The organism is Halolactibacillus sp. JCM 19043 (genome assembly GCF_001310395.1).
In the GTDB taxonomy this organism is placed as follows: domain Bacteria; phylum Bacillota; class Bacilli; order Bacillales; family Amphibacillaceae; genus Halolactibacillus; species Halolactibacillus miurensis.
In genome coordinates, this window is sequence record NZ_BAXD01000046.1 from 1 (window position 1) to 16,617 (window position 16,617).

Here is a 16,617-nt window from a genome sequence, read left to right on the forward strand (position 1 = left end):
CGGTTGTCTATCCCAAATCTTCACCATATACTTCAATAACTGAACGGCGATGTTTGGACTTTGATAGCTTTTATGTTCAAACAATAAATACAAATACCCTTCTTCATCATGAATATTAACTTTAAACAATAGATCAGAAAAAACTTCCTTTAAATCTTGCGTGATAAAACTGTCTTTTTGCGGCTCAAGTGTATTTACATCAATCTGTTCAACAATATGAGCCGGTAAATAATACGTCACGAAATCCTTTGTCACATCTTTATGACGAAACGTTTCTTTAAAGCGTTTATCGTGTGGATTTTGAACGTGAATGTTTGCTACCTACTTTCGCTATCGTTTACTTCTATCATCTTTTTAATTCTTTTTGTCATTGTTACTGTCAACAGCAATACGGTTCCTGCCTAATTAGGTACCTACAGCATATAGCGTTCTGCCAGTCTCATCAAGTCAGTGAACGTCGGTTATTATCGAATTTCAAAGCCGTTTCAAGCATCTATTTAACGCGATACTCAACCTTATTTGATTTTGGAGCTCACTTTTTATGTGATTTTTTTAATAATCTATACAAAAAGAACACCTTTACCCACGACAGGTAAAGATGCTCTTGATCATTTGAATAATTTTTTCAACAGTTTAAACAGATCAAAACTCGTTTTGTTGTAGACTTTGTTGTAGGCATACTTTTTCGGGTTTCTAACCCAGCCATAGCCTTTTGGCATTTTAACTTTGCCGCGATGGACGATTTGTCGTTTAATTGACGTCCGGGCGCTGAGTCGTTTTTTTAAGCTTGGTTTTCGCATGCCAAACTTCATTTACTCATCTCCTTCTATGTCACGCGTCGCATCGACAAGTGTCCCTGCGAGCGCTTGTGAGGCAAGGCGATCGGCTTGTTTATTATCCTGACGGTCAATATGATGAAAGACAGGTATGAGATTTAATGATTTTAGTAAAGCTTCCACGTCATCTGCCCACTTCGCTAACGTCTCATCAAATACTGGCCACTCACCTTTTAATTGGTTAATGACTACCAAACTATCGCCATAAATCTCAATCGACTGTGGTGGGAAATCCAATTGTTTTAATTGTTCCAATCCGTGAAACAGACTATAATATTCGGCTTCATTGACTGTTTTTGCGCTAGCTGTATCAAGATTTTTTCGCTGACTTATTTTTTTGTCACCAACATCATACGTCAACACAACCCCAAGCCCACTCAGTTTTGACTGTTGATCAAAACTCGCATCAAAGTAAAGGGTTAAGTGATGAATGGATTGTCTATCACTTTCCTGTTCTTTTTGCAACTGCTTTAGCGTATACACGCTATCAGATTCATCGATGGCTTGAATGTTGTGATAGCCTTTATGTGACATCAACCGCTCAAAATAAAGCACCGCTTCGTCAAGCTCACACCAATCAGACGTCATTCTAAGCGTATGATGACCAATATGATACTCATAAGTTAATGTGTAAACCATTGTTATCGCCCGCTTTTTCGGTAATAATGGACCAATCCTTGACTTGATACGTCTAAATCATGCGTCAAATAATCAAAAATGCCTGGATCTAAAATGTAACTTTCTGTTTCAACTTTATTAAATAACGCTTCTGCGATCCACTCTATGATTCGTTCATCAGGCTCATCCTTGTGTTTATCGTAAATCCATTCACTGATCCTGATAAACCGGTTCAACCATTCAGATAACGAATGATACACATGATCTGGTTCATCGCTGTAACCGTAGTGACCAAAGTAAATCCGGTCCGGAGCTAATTCCCGCATCCGCTTCATCGATGTCATCATCGCATTAGGATCAAATTGTGTCGGTGACGTTGAAGGTAAGATGAGTTCACTACCCCCAGTAAAACGCGTTGGATAGAGTGTGCCAAGTGTGTCACCAGTAAAAATACTGTTTGTTAGTGAATCATGAATCGTTAAATGATGGTTACTATGTCCGGGTGTATCATAAAACGTTAAGGTTCGGTTTTCACCAATTTTGAGTGTCTCTTTTTCTTCTACTGAACGAATACGGTTTTCTGGTACAGGTTTAATCGGATCAAATAAGGCATCAAACTGGTCGCCATAGACCGTTTTGGCACTTTCAATCAATCGGGTTGGATCAATTAAGTGGCGCAAACCACGTGGATGGACAATCACCGTCGCATTTGGTAGTGATTCGATCAATAACCCCACACCTCCCGCATGATCTAAGTGGATATGGGTGACAATGACGTATTTTATAGATGCCCGGTCGATATTACGTCGGTCTAGTCCTTGTAGTAAAAAAGGAATCGATGGCGCAGCACTTGTTTCAATCAAAGTGGGAGCCTCACCTGGCAAATAGTAAGACGCCGTACGTTCTGGTAAATTCAAATCGAAAATATCAATCATGTCTATTTGTTTCATGTTGTCACTTCCTTTATGTATGTCTTTAATGGTTACTATACCCGTTTTTTATGCAATTACACGATGAAATAGTCTACTTCTATTTAGCGCTATACTTACTTTGGACTTATAAACACGGCATTCATGCCATGTACTGAATAAAATTATAAATATTTAGTAAAATTAATAAGAAGATGGTCACATTAAATACTTTTTCCACCGTTTCAATTGGTAAAAACTTCGCTAATCTTGACCCAATCACACCCCCACTTATTCCGCCAAGAACCATAAACAGAAGCATCGATAAATCCATTGTTGAGAGATTACCTGAGACAACGGTACTGACGAGGGAGGCGAGCTGACTAAAGAAAATAATGAAGATTGAATAAAATCCTGCCTTTTTTGTATCAAACGCAAATAATAAACTTAAGATAGCAACGTTATGCGGCCCACCGCCGATATCTAAAAAAGATGCCATTAGACCTAATATTAGACCAATAATGAGCACCATCAGACGGCTCTCGATGTGAAACTGTTTAAACTGATGTTTATGATTGACATAATACAATACAAGAGAGAAGATCACAATCAACGCGCCCGTCTGCGCCATCCCAATCCAAGGCAGATGACTAAAGGTACGGAAAATCCCTTTACCAAATAATCCACCTAAAATAGAGCCAGTCGCAAGTAAAATCGCGTGATCTAACCGCATCTCTTTTAACATTCGTCGTCTCGTATACACTGACACGACAGCCATCGCAAAGACTGTTGACGCTGATAAAAAGCCAATGGTTTTTAAATCATAATGCCCTAAAAAGTCTAAGATGGGCTTAATAAGTATGCCCCCGCCAAATCCAGCAAGTGAGCCAATAATCGTCGCCCCAAGACCAATCAGTAAATAAAGTAACGCCAAACGAATCCCTTCTTTCACTTATCGTTTACTCATTCTCTTATTAAAAGTAAACGTTTTCTCTTTTTCTATCAGTAAGTCAATTATAACACGTTCGGCTTTTCAACAAAACCTCACATATGTTTAAGATGATAACTTAAAAGGAATTCTATGTATAAAGACAGACATTCACCACTGGAGGAGGCGTGATAATGATGTTAAAAATAGGCATCCTAGTGTTATCGCTTAGCTTAACTACCGGCGGATCCGCATCTTTAGAAAGTATCGCCAAACCACACCCAACCCGTGACGTATTTTCTTATACCGAGAAGTCACTCGTTCAACTGTTACCAACACCAGAAGAACGCGTAGATGAACTTATAAGTGACATCACCTCACACATTGAGTTACTTTAAAGGAAAAATGGTCCCCTTAGCGAGAAGATGCTTGCTCAGCTAAAATAAGCGGCTACACTTATTTACTTGCCATCCTCTCCGATCGGTGGACGATTTAATGTCATGTAATCGACAGTGACCCGACTCTCACCCCATATTATATAACGAAACAAATAAGCAGGCCACTGCTTAAGCCTTAAGCAATGGCCTGCTTATACTAAAAGTGAATGGCGTCATCGATTGCAGCGTAAACACTTTAACCTCTACCATCTAGGCATTATAAGTAAAGGCCACGAATTTTTAATTCAAAATCATTCAATGCTTTCAATTGTAAATCTCGACGGGTGCGATTAAATAATGTCGCTACATCTAAAGCATGCACCTCTGTTAAGTCCGTTTCAATAGTGACGAGTTTCTTACTTAAATAGGCATCCGCTTCACCGGCGATTAATTTTTTCTTGTATCGATTAAACTTAGGATCAAGTTGATCAAGGGATTGATAGACCCCTTCAACGGAATCATACATTTGAATAAGCGGTAAGGCTGATTTTTCACCAATGCCATGGACACCCGGTACGTTATCGCCTTTATCACCGAGTAAGGCCTTCACATCAATCCATTGGGATGGTTTGATCGCATATTGATTAGTAAAGACGGTTTCTGTGAACATAAGCTCCTCTTTATTTTTTGCGATAATTTGTGTCGTTTGGGCAGATAAAAGCTGAAGTAAATCATGATCGTTACTATACATATAGCTATGACCATTAGTTTCTTGTTGCCACTTGACAGTTAAAGCGCCAATCACATCGTCAGCTTCATAAGGTGGAATGGTCAATTGTGTAAAGCCTAAATTGGTCAATAGAAAGACGAGCGATTCATATTGTTGGATGAGTGGCTCTGGCAAGGCCGCTCGGTTGGCTTTATAGGCTTGATACTCTTGTCGACGCGAGGTATCATCTCGTTTCACGTCCCAACAAATCGCTACATGACTGAAGTCATGTTTCTCAATCAGTTGATATAATTTTTGAATAAATACACGAATGCCGTTCATATATAGCCCTTGACTATTGGTCGGTAACTCATCTGGTTCCTTATTGAATGCGGTCGCAAAATAGCCTCTACTTAACAGATTAAAGCCATCGATTATTAATAATTTTTCAGTCATAATGTGCTCCTTTTTAATATTCTATTAGCTATTATATCAGAGATTCACTGTTTTTTGAGAACGGTCTTTACGTTTAAAGTGATCCGTCGCTATTTTTTAAATGATTTTTAATTTTTTTAAAAGTTTTTAAAAAAGTGTTTAATATTTGTTAAACCGGGAATAGATAAGTACAAGGCAAATATACCACCCATTATGATTAAGACCTCACGTTACGAACGGTAACTCCAGCGCTTGATCAACATGGTAAGCCAATACGAAAGGTTATTATGTTGACTTACTAAATGGTGCGGTATGAGCTGCACAGCCTTGGCGGAAAATTTGCGCAAGAACTGGCGTCAACAACTCGTCAGGAACGTAGCAATTGAGATGACGTAACAGGAGTCAAAGAGCTATGTAAGAGAAAGTGTACGATTTTTTCGTGAAAGTGCACGTGACTAACCGTTTTAAGGCTCGTGAATCGGATGTAGTGAAGCATTTCGACAAGCAAGTGTCAGTAAGCAAGACGGTTACAAACTAAGCTTCAAGTACGACGGGTTAGCACGTCAGGAAGTAAATGTTTGGTAAGATGAACAAGTAACAAGCAAGTCGAATAAGACAAATTTTCCGCACCGTCCCATAAGGGGGACAAAGAAAGACACGTCGATTGTGGCGTGTCTTTTCTTTGTGTCTCGTCGTTATATTTTTATTTGTTTGCATTAAAAGGCCACTAGACGTTGTCATCTTGTCTAGTGGCCTAACATGTTTGATCATGTCTATATTAATAAAGATTAGCTATTTGATGCTTCTTTTTTAAAGAGTAACACCGTCGCTGAAAGCAAGCTTAAGATAACCCCAAGCATCACGAACAGATAGATATTCGTTGCAGTTTTTGGTAACGAATCACCATTTGTTGATAATTCTTGACTCGTTTGATCACCTTCACTTGAGTCACTACCTGTTGCTGGGTCGTCAGTATTTGCATCAGAGTCATCCGCTGGCGTATCTGTCGGATCGTCTGGTGTGCCTGTTTCTGGTTCATCAACTGGTTCATCATCTACTGAAGGGTCTACTTCTGCAATGACGTAATCACTAAAGTGATGGAGTAACACAACAACTTCTCCAGTTTCTTTATTGTAACTGTCGATTGGATAGTAAGTGAGTGTACCGTCTTCCTTCACATAAACCACACGAAGGTGATCGCTATTGGTAATGGCCGATGGATCAACAGTAAAACGTACTTCTACTGGCGTATCAAATGTATCATCCAATCGCTCTTCTCCAATAAATACTTGGAAATCATAAAGAGCCGTTAATACTCTTACACCAGTCGGTTCTTTAAAGTTAGCTTTCGACTTCTGATTCACGTGTATTGTGACAGCTTTATTCGAATCAAGCGCACGTTTTAATACGTTATCAAGCGGGAAGTTCATCATGACTAACTTATCTTTTGCCTGTATTTTTAACTGGGCTTTTTCTGGTAACTTTTTCAATACGTCTAGTGATAATTTAGCGGACGAATGATCTTTCACTACAATCACTGGTAGATTGGTTTCTTCATCAATCACCACATCATCTTCTGTGATCTCATCTACTTCTTCATCACTATCTGTATCTTCATCATTGTCACCAGGAACATTTGAATCGTCTTCCTCACTTGGCTCACCTACACGAATAATGATCGCCGTGAGCGGATCAATCGTTAAGGATGTTGACGTCAATGTGACACCTGTTGGGTCATCAATGGCTTCGGTACCTGCTGTTTTCTGATCAACAATGACGTTTTCTGTTGTGTAATCAGTGCCAACAGAAAGTTCACGTGCGGTATCATCAGCATTTATGAAGACGTGGTAGCTTTCACCTGTTGACGCTTTTGCTTCATAGGCAATGACTAAGTCTTGTGCTTTAATTTCTGGTGCTTCAATTAATGACACACTCTCTGCCACTTCTTCCATCGTTTCTTTACTGAACGCATCCGTTGAACGACGGAGTTTAATTAATCCGGTCGTATACGCGCGTGTTTGCGTTTGAATAGGATAGGCTTCTTCATTCGTTGCTTTCTCCCAATCAATTCGGTTAATGATATCCGTTGAATCATATGAATCATGAATAAAGTACGGATATTCAAATGGTGTCCCATCTGCTGATTCCATATACGTTGATTTATATGGGGCTTCTGCTACTGGTTCAATATAATCTGGGTCTCTAAATTGTTTCGTCCGACCAAATTCTTGTCCGGCATGAATAAACGGTGTCCCTTGACTCGTCAGCACCATTAAGTTACCGATTCGAATCCGTTGGTGGATTTCTTCTTCAAAATCTATCGGGTCTTTTTTAATCGATTGTGCGATAACGTCATGAAGGGTTAAGTTATCATGTGCTGCGATATAAGGCACCACATCACCTGGGTCATCCGCTTCAAAGTTACCCGGATTGGCAATAATATTATTGAAAATCACATCAATATCTCTTGCCCCACCCGTTAAGAAGCGTGGCTGTCCTTCGCTACCAAACCCACTCTTCAGCTCATTTCTAAATTCATCTGAGAATGAGGCGACACTATCTGTATCTTTCATCCAGTCTTGGTCCGCTGGTTGTACGTCAGGGTCTTGATCGTCACCTGCGAATGTGCGCCAACCTTCACCAATCATGATGATATTTGGATTCAGTGCTTTTGCTTCATCATAAGCGGTTTGAATAGATTCAGCATCATGGTCCCCCATCATATCAAAGCGGAAACCATCGACTTTAAATTCATCGACCCAATATTTAATTGAATCAACTAAGACTCTGCGCGCCATTTGGTGTGTCGTCCCTAAACGCCCACCACCAAAACTTGTTTTTGCTTCGCCGTCTTTATCCATAAAATGATAGTAATTCGGCTCTAAATCTTCAAAGATATGCACGCGTGCCGTATGGTTATAAACAACGTCTAAAATAACGCCCATATCACGGTCATGGATTTCTTTGATTAAGTTTTTAAATTCCTCGATGCGTTTGGCTGGGTCACTCGGGTCCTCTGAGTACATACCGGTCAGTGAGAAGTAACTATGTGGGTCATAACCCCAATTGTAGTTATTATCTGTGGATGAATAATCAAGTAAGCGTTCATTTTTATTAAATTCATCGCTAAAGAAATAACTCATGACAGGTAATAGTTGAATATGTGTCACACCGAGTGATTCAATGTAATCTAACTTTTCTGAAAAGGCACTAAATGTACCAAACTCATGATCGAGTTCACCTTCTAATGACGGATCACTCGTAAAGTCACGCACGTGCACTTCATAAATAATCGCATCTTCGCGGTGATTAAACCCATCAATCGTTGCGTAGTCAAGGTCTGGACCAATCTCAGTGACATCAACAATCGCGGCTTTACCAACCGCATCATCATGATCGTCACTGGTCCACTGCGCCATTGATTTTGCATACGGGTCAAGGGCCAAGACGCTATCATCACCACGTGTGATCTTAAAGTGATAGTAATAACCTTTTGGACTGTCAAGTCCGGTTAAAGCTTTATCTAACGTTATGGTATATATCCCTTTATCTCCACGTGTCATCGCGTACTCACCAATCACATCGGTTGGTGTGTCTGAATCATAAAGGACAAGATCAACTGTATCAGCTGAAGGTGACCAAACCTTTATTATTGCGGATGTATCCGTTACATCTACTAAACCTAAGTCTCCGTCATAACCATAAAGGTTATCTTTTAATTTCCATCCTGCTTTTGCTTGTACCTCACGTCCTAAGTGACGCACAGTATAAGGCGCGTCTTCTGTTGTAAACGTACCGGTAAGCTTGATTTTATTGTTGGTAGGATCAATCGATGCATCATCAATCACGACAGCGTCACCTCCTTGTGTTGTTACGTCAATATCGTTTTTCACATCGTCTATTGACCAGTCGCCAATGGCACTATAAGTCAATTCAATCGTATCAAGACCGATGAGTTCTGCACCGGTTAAACCTTCTTCAGTCACAAAGTAAGGGTTGGTGTAAACTTGCTCATCTCCTGCTCTTAAGAAGATTTGCGTCGCACCGTCCATCGAATAAGACAAATCACCCGACTGATCACCGCTATTTTTATTTAAGGTCAAAAATTGGATGAGACTAGCATTTTCCTTCACCGGTAAATCAAAGAAAGCACCGTATTTACCTTGTTCGAAGTCATGTGCCCCACTTGGCCAGTTTCCTGTGGCAGCCACAACGTCACCCCATGTCCATAGGCCCAACCAACATAATTATTGTCGTCTCGCGTGTAATTCACTCGAATGACGTTTTCATTTTCTAATGGCTCGTAGGGATACACTTGTTCATCTTCTGTCACCCATGCTTCATTCATATCAGGACTTAAAATATCAACAAACATATTATCGGTTACATTCGCACCAGCTGTATCATTGATTAAAAAGCCAATTTGTTTGGCATCCTCAATAATCGGGATATCTAAATAATAACCATAATCTGTTTGAACGGCTTCTGAAAATGACGTAGCTCCTACCGGCCAGTTTTCCGACGCGCTTTCAACATCTTCCCAAACCCAAAGACCAAGCTCACTAAGACGACTAGTATCAAGACCACGGAAGTGAAGCCGAAAAGACCCCTCCTCTACCGGTGCGACTTCTTCTGTAGGTTCATCTGGTGTGGTATGTGTAGAAAGTAAGTCACCACCTTCCACCTGAAGTAGCGCTGTCCCACCGTCTGCGGCGGCTGGTACGGTGATGGTTATCATATGTTCATCATCTGTTGTTTCTGTTTCATATGAGGCGTCTGAATAATGATCGGTTACTTTAACTACTTCATTTGATGCTTTTAAAGTAATCTCTTGACTTTCAGCACTTGGGTTAAACGCTAAGTAAACAGCTTCACCGTCATAAGCGCGTTTGACGACAAGTTGACTTAAGTCATCATCTGCGATTAATGTTTCACGCTCACCTTTACTTAATACGTCACTAAATTGTGCTCTAAAATCAAGTAACGTCTCATAATGGGCATGAAGATCATTACCCTCTACATCCTCCCAGTCAAAATCGTAACGGTTATCATACACTGGCCAATTATTCGCACCTGTTTGACCTAATTCTTCCCCGTAATAAATGACCGGTTGCCCTTTTGCGGTAAGTTGCGTACTTACTGCCACTTTGTATTTCGCTTCATCTCCACCAAGGCTATGAAGGAAACCATCTTCATCATGACTACCTAAAAACTGCCCTAGTGTATGCACGCTGTTTAAGGCCTGGTTACGCAAGACGAGTTGTTCATTGGCTCTTTCGACATTTCCATTTGCGAGTGATTGCGCTAATGTTTTAAAGCCAAAATCAAGCAAGGCATCCATCGTGCCGTCATAGAAATGACCGCCATCTTCATTGAAATTCGCCCCCCAATGCTCGCCAATTAAACGAAACGCTGGGTCAATCTTGACAAGTTCATTTTTGAAATGTTGCCACGTAGTTTGTTCGACGTGTTTCACTGTATCCACACGGTAAGCCGCAATACGGTTTCCGTTTGGTGTTGTTGATTTTTCAACCCAGGCGGTTTGCCAATCAACGAGTTGTTCGCGTACCGCTTGTTCTTCTGTCTTAAAGTCAGGTAAGCCAGATAGTGACATCTCTAAGTCACCAGCCCCACCTGATTCTCTCAGCATCCCGTCAAAACGCGCGATATCTGCTTCAGTCGGGTGGCCTTCTGGTTCAGTTCCATCTAACGTCGCATTCATACCGTAACCGGCGTGATTTAAGACAACGTCCACCATGATATCGATATCGCGAGCGGCTGCTTCATCAATTAACGTATGAAACTCATCCATCGTTCCAAGATGCGGATTTAACGCTTCGAAATCTTTAGCCCAATAACCATGATACGCATAGTAAGAGCCATCATCGGACTTAGCTTCGACATCATGACCAACGTTCTCAACGATTGGTGTAATCCAAATGGTATTCACGCCAAGCTCATCTAAATAATCTAATTTTTCGGTAACGCCTTTAAAATCCCCACCTTGATAAGTCCCGCGTGGGTTATGTGCACTCTCATAATCTAAGTCGTAAGGGTTATTATTTGATGGATCACCATCATTAAAACGATCCGTCAACATAAAGTAAATGACGGACTCATCCCAGTCGCGATCATCACTTGTTTTCTCAACGACTGTTGCCGTAACCTCTGTCTTATAGGTGCCACCATTTTCATCAATAGCCGTCACTGGAATGACTTTCTCCCCCGGTGTAACCTCACGACTAACCGATAACGTAACAGCTTGTAATGTCGGATCGATTTCTAACGGGACATCAATCCCTAACGCCGATACATCCACGCGAATCGATGAAATTCCAACGTCTGAGTTATTATTAATCGTTAATTCAAGTAACGCATGTTCATCGTAATGAAAACTTCTAGACACTTCTCCTGAAACCGTAATGTCTTCTGTGCCTTCTGTCTCATCTGGTGTCGTTGATTCTGGTTCACTAGAAACATAGTAAGGGTTGTTAAACGCTTCTTCTACCCCTTCTTTAATAAAGATTTGATTGTATGTCTCTAGCTCATCAAACGTCATATCGCCTGATTGACTTTTGCCATCGACTTTTTCTACAATCAATCCTCCCAGATATTTGGCACCTTCATTTAGTGGAACATCGACATAATAGCCATAAGGTGACATATTCTCACTAGTAAAACTATAAGCATCAGTTGGCCAAGCAGCGTCACTTCCTAATGCTGCTGGTGAATCGCCCCAGAACCAAAGTCCAGGTTCCGCAAAATTTCCGTCTGTTTCTTTAAAATGCACACGAACAGTCGGCGTATCAAAAGAAACAGGTTTAGCTAGATGAGCTTGACCATCTGAGGTGACAAAAACATGATCCATATCCGGTGAGATTAGATCAAGATTAATGTCTCCTGATAATTTTTCATCTTTAGAAGCCGCAATTAAGAAACCAACATCCGTTGCCTCTTCTTTTAACGGGACATCGGCATAGTGCGTAAATTGTTCATCTTCGATTGGTTCAAAGACTTGACCATTAGGAAACGACCCTTCAGGTTCAGCTGCCCCTCCCCAATGCCATAAGTATAGTGTATCATCAGGTTCCCCTGTATGTTCATAGAACACACGGAATGTATCTTCCCCTATTGTTTCGGTGTCAGTTTCCGCAAAAGCCGTAAGCGGTAAACTCGAGAATATCGTACTAAATAATAAGAGCCAAACAAAAAACTGAGCCACAATCGGTCGTAACGTCCTTTTCTTCAACATAATCATCCTTTCAAATGTGTGATAATTTAAAGACCTCTTACAAGATGTGGTTCCCTCCTTATTCATTTTGTGCAAACGATTGCAAAGATGTTGCGAAAAAATTGCACAACCTTAGGCGTGACAGTTATGCAATCGCTTACAAAGATAAGTGTACATGTTTTTGATAATCTTGGCAAGCGATAATTTTTGAATAGTTAAAAAGAAAGACAGCGATTACAAAACCTGTTATAATAGGACTATATAAAAAGGAGGGGTGATATTGTCTGAATTGATTGAATGGATTGTTATTATGTCTATTGTATCGATTGCACTAAATGTGATTCGTTTCTTTTTAAACGAAAAACGCAATCGTTTGCTTGTCTTTCTGTTTTTCACCTTCAGTTTTTTATCATTTCAAAGTCATCTATTAGATGAATATTACCTACTCGTTGTGCTTTATTTAATGACGGGTATGTATTCACTTCACGCGAACGGATTGATTATTTCAAGCGCGGTTGTTCTTATTCGGCATTTTTTATACTTCACACCATCTGTGACACTCTTTGGGCTTCTTATCCTTACTAATATAACCATTTATATTATTGGCACTCGGGGCATTCATCATTTTAATCAACTATCTGATTGGAAACAAAAGATGTACCAAAACACGAAACAACTGACGATTATGAAAGAAATATCGGCAGCTATCCAGCAAACGGATGAACTTGACCGGTTATTACATATCATCGTCACGACAATCACTGCCGGACACGGTCTAGGTTTTAATCGTTGTCTCGTATTTTTGAATGATCATCTGTCTAATCACATTCATGGAATGATGGGCATTGGTCCCGTAAGGGGCAAGGATGGCTTTGAGAAATGGAATGAAATTGCGGTAAAAAAATACAAATTGACTGATCTCTTGGAACGTATGGATGAAGAACATATTGATCCTGAGTTAAATGAACTCGTATCATCCTTGTCCTTCGACTTTAGGCCTTCATCGATTTTTTATCAAGCGCTTCGAGATGGTAAAGATCGTTTAATCAATGTGAAAGATGTTAATGATACTATTCTAAACGAGCTCAGCGACTACTTTCATATGGATGAGGTCTTGATCGTACCGATGGTTTACCAAAATAAAAAGATTGGCATTTTACTGATTGATAATCCCGTCACACATAAAAAAATAACACCTGAAGAAATTGATAACTTAATGCCACTTGCCTTACAAACGGCTATTTCGATTCATCAATTGAATATGTACCAGCATATTAAGACGATGTCCGTGACTGATGGCCTCACTAAGTTAAAAAACCAACGCGCTTTAAAAAACGATTTGACGCACATCTTCTCAGAAAAAGATCCGCAATTTGCGGTCGTCATGATCGATATTGATTACTTTAAACACTACAATGATACAAACGGCCACTTGTTGGGCAACGTGGCTTTAGAACAGTTGGCGACTTTACTGAAAAGTCACATGCGAAAAACCGACCAAAGCTATCGCTTTGGCGGGGAAGAGTTTTCAGTTATTTTGATGAATGTGACGCCTGAAGAAGCTTATGACATAGCTGATCGGATTCGGTTAGCTGTCTTGGCCGAACCTTTCCCTGAACAACACACACAACCCGGAGGCCACTTGACGATTAGTTTAGGTGTCTCTCATACCGATTTTATTCATGACTTAACAGAACACGCCATTTTAAAGACAAGTGACGAAGCGCTCTATGAAGCAAAAAAATCCGGTAAAAATAAAGTGGTCCTCTATCAAGGGGGAGAAGTCGATGAATGATTATTTACTATTTATGATTCCGTTTATCCTGTTGTGGTTGACAAGCCGCAAGGCTTATCAATTTGCGATGGTGCTGTTCGCAAAAATCAAACTTAAAGCTTTACATCAATCACTGGATGAGTTGTATTATTCTTTCGAACAAGTCGTATACTTCTATAATCAAACGACGCATGTGAAAGCTATTAAAAACATGCAGCGCAAGGACATTCATTTACGTTTCGAGTACCATCCCTTTATCTTTACCGAGTTAACGGGAATCTACATTGAATTAAAAAAAGACACGACCTATACGCTTGCCTACTTACCGATTGATCAATTTATGTTGCCGTACTTAGACCAAAAGATGCAAGAAAATACATTAGATTATCACTCTAGTAAAAGAATCAGTATCGCAAAGTTGTTTCATCCAAATACAAAAGAAAAGCTGATTGATGAAGTCTATAACCAAATCACCGTTGGCCGTTATAGTTAAATCAGTTAAACAGGCAGAGCCATTAGTGGCCCTGCCTGCTTGTTAATTTCTAACGTATTTATGTCCATTGATAGAATCACGTTTAAGAAGCTTTTAGATTATGATCAAAAAAGCCACCAGACAAGGTCTGATGACTTTTGATAAACATCTATTAACCTTTTGTTGCCCCGGCTGATAGACCAGAAATCAAGTATTTCTGTAAGAACAGATACACAGTCGCAATTGGTACGGCGATTAATATCGCCCCAGCCGCAAAACGCGTGAAGTTGTTTGAGAACTGGTCATTAACGAAGTTAAACAGACCAAGTGCTAATGTGTAGTTCTCAGGGCTACGTAAAATAATACGTGGTAAAATGAAGTCCATAAATGGATTCATAAAGTTAAACAGCGCCACAACCGCAAGGATTGGCTTCGCAAGTGGTAATAGAATCTGGAAGAAGATTCTAAAGTGACCGGCACCATCCATTTTAGCTGATTCATCTAACTCTTTCGGTAACGTATCAAAGTAACCTTTAACTAGGAAAGCATTCATTGGAATATTACCACCAATATAAATGATAATCAGGCCAAGTAAGCTATCAAGTAAACCGATTGTATTAAGCAAGATGTATAACGCCACCATCGCCATCAATACTGGGAACATTTGTAGTAAAAGAAAGGCATATAAACCATACGTACGCCCTTTAAAACGATAACGACTGAAAGCATAAGCGGTAAAGCTGACAAGCAGTGTACCGACCGATGCCACTGATAAAGAAACAATCAGTGTGTTTTTATACCACGTTAAATAATTACTACGTGGATTGGTAAAGAGCCATTCATAGTGAACGAAGCTCCAATTTTCAGGAATAAGAGAGGCACCATAAAGGTTAGAACTTGGATTAAGTGACATACCTAATGCCCAGAGAAGTGGGTAAATGATGATCACAAACATAACGGCAATCACCGCATACATCACGACTAATTCTAGGGTATTTTTTGTTTTTCTACTCATTGGTTGACTAGCCATCAGTATTGTCCCTCCTCTTTAAACGAGCTTGAGCGACGGAATTGGAAGAATGCGAATGTCGCTACAATAATACCTAAAATAATAGAAATCGCAGCCGCTAAACTGTACTGTGAGTTCGTAAAGGTTAAGTTATAAATCCAGGAAATTAAAATATCTGTACCACCGGCAGATTGGCCACGTACTGGTGGACCACCACCATTAAAGAGGTAAATGATATTAAAGTTGTTAAAGTTAAAGGTGAATTGCGTGATCAAGAGTGGACCGGTCGCAAACATCAAGTGTGGGAACGTAATGAACTTGAATTTTTGCCAACGCGTCGCACCGTCCATATCCGCTGCTTCATACCAGTCGCTCGAAATTCCTTGTAAGACCCCTGTGAATAAGGCAAAAACAAATGGGAAACCAAGCCAGACTTGAATCATGATCAAGGCAACTTTTGTCCAATTGGCTTCTGTGAGCCATGGTATCGCTGTACCAAATAGCGGTTGGATAATGTCGGCATTTATCGCACCAAAGTTATCATTAAAGAGTGCGGTAAAAATAATAATTGTGACGAATCCCGGTACGGCCCAAGGTAAAATAAAGACTGTACGGATTAAACGTTTAAATTTAAGGCGCGGATCATTCACAAGGATTGATAAGAACATTGCCAGTGCAATCGATAATGTCGTTGCCATAAACGTCCAAATCAATGTCCAAGATAATACATTAAGGAATGTGCCACGTAGTTCTGTAATTGTAAAGAGATCAATAAAGTTTTTAAATCCTACCCATTCAAGTAAAGCACGAGGTGGTGCGTTATACAGCGAGTAGTTTGTGAATGCTAAGAATCCCATAAATAATAGTGGGAACAGCACGACGAAAATAAGTAAGAATAAACCAGGTCCTACGAGTAAGTACGGGAAGCCTGTATCCCAAGCATTTCTAAATCCTTCTACCACTCCAGGAACTTTCCAGCCCATTTGTAGTTTCTTTGCATCACTTCGCGCATCAAGAATGTTCAATACATAGAAAGTCGCAAAGAATGTAATAAAGATGAGCGATAGAATACCTTCACTTAAAAATACCCGTGAATCATCAACACGTTCTTCTACCCCTAAAGTAACAAGACCTGTCACGCCACTAGATAGGAAATCAAACATCGCAATCATAAATGCTGCGAAGAGGACGAAGATAACAGAGCCTTTGATAAAACGTTTATTATACATTTGACCAAGGCCAGGAATGATCGATAGAAGTGCTGCAAGTGTAGGGTTATGTTTTGTCTGTGTTGTAGCTTCGGTCTGTTTATTGTGGTTG

General features: G+C 40.1%; 13 protein-coding genes. 3 read left to right on the forward strand and 10 right to left on the reverse strand.

Features of this window, described 5'->3' with window-relative positions:
* The 5 genes from JCM19043_RS14490 to JCM19043_RS14510 all read right to left on the reverse strand — a co-directional run.
* A partial coding sequence (locus JCM19043_RS14490) for an Rpn family recombination-promoting nuclease/putative transposase (RefSeq protein ID WP_197274836.1) occupies positions 1–312 on the reverse strand: 312 nt, incomplete at its 3' end.
* A 296-nt stretch (positions 313–608) separates the two neighbouring features.
* Positions 609–812 carry a hypothetical protein gene (locus tag JCM19043_RS14495; RefSeq protein WP_062323599.1) on the reverse strand — a complete coding sequence of 68 codons (204 nt, stop codon included), beginning with the start codon at positions 810–812 and terminating at the stop codon, positions 609–611.
* Positions 813–1,475: a reverse transcriptase-like protein gene (locus JCM19043_RS14500; RefSeq protein WP_062323601.1), complete on the reverse strand. Its 663-nt coding sequence runs from the start codon at positions 1,473–1,475 to the stop codon at positions 813–815.
* A gap of 2 nt (positions 1,476–1,477) precedes the next feature.
* Complete coding sequence (locus tag JCM19043_RS14505; RefSeq protein ID WP_062323603.1) at positions 1,478–2,404, reverse strand: MBL fold metallo-hydrolase; 927 nt, start codon at positions 2,402–2,404, stop codon at positions 1,478–1,480.
* A 121-nt stretch (positions 2,405–2,525) separates the two neighbouring features.
* A complete protein-coding gene (locus tag JCM19043_RS14510) occupies positions 2,526–3,314 on the reverse strand; it encodes a sulfite exporter TauE/SafE family protein (protein ID WP_062323605.1) in 789 nt (262 codons plus the stop codon).
* A gap of 170 nt (positions 3,315–3,484) precedes the next feature.
* Here JCM19043_RS14510 and JCM19043_RS14515 point away from each other — a divergent pair, with 170 nt between their 5' ends.
* Entirely contained in the window at positions 3,485–3,688 is a 204-nt protein-coding gene (locus tag JCM19043_RS14515) for a hypothetical protein (protein ID WP_062323607.1), read from the forward strand.
* A 256-nt stretch (positions 3,689–3,944) separates the two neighbouring features.
* Here JCM19043_RS14515 and JCM19043_RS14520 read toward each other — a convergent pair whose 3' ends face one another.
* The 3 genes from JCM19043_RS14520 to JCM19043_RS14530 form a co-directional block, all read right to left on the reverse strand.
* Complete coding sequence (locus JCM19043_RS14520) at positions 3,945–4,832, reverse strand: 5'-3' exonuclease (RefSeq protein WP_062323609.1); 888 nt, start codon at positions 4,830–4,832, stop codon at positions 3,945–3,947.
* 767 nt (positions 4,833–5,599) lie between these two features.
* On the reverse strand, positions 5,600–9,022 hold the full coding sequence (locus JCM19043_RS14525) for a pullulanase (protein ID WP_062323611.1): 3,423 nt from the start codon (positions 9,020–9,022) through the stop codon (positions 5,600–5,602).
* Positions 8,941–12,060 (reverse strand): pullulanase-associated domain-containing protein, encoded by a 3,120-nt coding sequence (locus tag JCM19043_RS14530; RefSeq protein ID WP_197274835.1) that lies wholly within the window; start codon positions 12,058–12,060, stop codon positions 8,941–8,943. The genes JCM19043_RS14525 and JCM19043_RS14530 overlap by 82 nt, the downstream gene beginning before the upstream one ends.
* Positions 12,061–12,322: 262 nt before the next feature.
* Between JCM19043_RS14530 and JCM19043_RS14535 the strand changes: the two genes are divergently transcribed.
* On the forward strand, positions 12,323–13,837 hold the full coding sequence (locus JCM19043_RS14535; protein ID WP_062323616.1) for a sensor domain-containing diguanylate cyclase: 1,515 nt from the start codon (positions 12,323–12,325) through the stop codon (positions 13,835–13,837).
* A complete protein-coding gene (locus tag JCM19043_RS14540) occupies positions 13,830–14,309 on the forward strand; it encodes a hypothetical protein (protein ID WP_062323618.1) in 480 nt (159 codons plus the stop codon). Before JCM19043_RS14535 ends, JCM19043_RS14540 begins: the two co-directional genes overlap by 8 nt.
* Positions 14,310–14,460: 151 nt before the next feature.
* Here JCM19043_RS14540 and JCM19043_RS14545 read toward each other — a convergent pair whose 3' ends face one another.
* Together JCM19043_RS14545 and JCM19043_RS14550 are read right to left on the reverse strand one after the other, a co-directional pair.
* On the reverse strand, positions 14,461–15,303 hold the full coding sequence (locus JCM19043_RS14545; RefSeq protein WP_062323621.1) for a sugar ABC transporter permease: 843 nt from the start codon (positions 15,301–15,303) through the stop codon (positions 14,461–14,463).
* 14 nt (positions 15,304–15,317) lie between these two features.
* On the reverse strand, positions 15,318–16,617 hold a 1,300-nt coding region (locus tag JCM19043_RS14550), incomplete at its 5' end, for a sugar ABC transporter permease (RefSeq protein ID WP_062323619.1).

Bases quoted from the DNA above. Each gene is read 5' to 3' on its own strand.
- JCM19043_RS14540 (WP_062323618.1), top strand. From the start codon at position 13,830: ATGAATGATTATTTACTATTTATGATTCCGTTTATCCTGTTGTGGTTG.
- JCM19043_RS14515 (WP_062323607.1), top strand. From the start codon at position 3,485: ATGATGTTAAAAATAGGCATCCTAGTGTTATCGCTTAGCTTAACTACC.
- JCM19043_RS14505 (WP_062323603.1), bottom strand. From the start codon at position 2,404: ATGAAACAAATAGACATGATTGATATTTTCGATTTGAATTTACCAGAA.
- JCM19043_RS14545 (WP_062323621.1), bottom strand. From the start codon at position 15,303: ATGAGTAGAAAAACAAAAAATACCCTAGAATTAGTCGTGATGTATGCG.
- JCM19043_RS14520 (WP_062323609.1), bottom strand. From the start codon at position 4,832: ATGACTGAAAAATTATTAATAATCGATGGCTTTAATCTGTTAAGTAGA.
- JCM19043_RS14495 (WP_062323599.1), bottom strand. From the start codon at position 812: ATGAAGTTTGGCATGCGAAAACCAAGCTTAAAAAAACGACTCAGCGCC.
- JCM19043_RS14500 (WP_062323601.1), bottom strand. From the start codon at position 1,475: ATGGTTTACACATTAACTTATGAGTATCATATTGGTCATCATACGCTT.